General features: G+C 38.5%; 1 protein-coding gene. It reads left to right on the top strand.

Annotated features, from left to right (window positions below; all coding sequences use genetic code 11):
- On the top strand, nt 1–445 hold a 445-nt coding region (locus tag N1032_RS25910), incomplete at its 5' end, for a hypothetical protein (protein ID WP_259543494.1).
- Nucleotides 446–650: the final 205 nt, after the last annotated feature.

Below are 650 nucleotides of genomic sequence, written 5' to 3'. Positions count from 1 at the left end.
ATTCCGTGATCCATTCAAACTTGTTCCAGTTGAGCAAATTGCACAAATTGCAGATATCTTTACACGTAATGCGATTCTCACTCCTAATGAGATTCGTAAATTCGTTGGTAAAGAACCTCATCCTGATCCTACTGCAGATCAACTATTTAACCGTAACATTGCTGATGGAAATCAAGCTGGTGGACTCGGAACAGTTGGTCAAGGAGGAGTTACAGATCAAGCATCATTGGAACCCGAATCGTCGGTCCCAGAGACTACTCCAGCCACACAAGGTAATGATAATAATGTTCCGGAAGTTCCAGACTTTATTTCAAAACTTCAACAGACTGATATTATCAAGCATTCAGTCAATCAACAGGCTACACAACGTAAACGAACCAACTTTGTTCAAAACTCTAAGAACTATATGGTTCGAAGTGTAATTAAGAGACGATTAGAAAAATAATACTATTTGGTCAGCAACGTCCCATGCTTGTCAAAATGGTTGTAAATCTCAAAGGAAGGGTATAACTTTAATGCAAAGAAAAGATTATGACTTTGCCGGTTATGTCACAAAGAATGATATTCGATGTACTGACGGTGTAGTCATCAAACAAGATGCATTCAAAGGTAATCATGAACGTCAAGTACCACTTGTATGGCAGCATAAT

It is taken from the genome of Herbiconiux daphne (assembly GCF_024979295.1).
GTDB classification, from domain to species: domain Bacteria; phylum Actinomycetota; class Actinomycetes; order Actinomycetales; family Microbacteriaceae; genus Herbiconiux; species Herbiconiux daphnes.
Note: the sequence above shows the minus strand (reverse complement) of the source record. Positions and strands in the feature narration are given on the sequence as shown.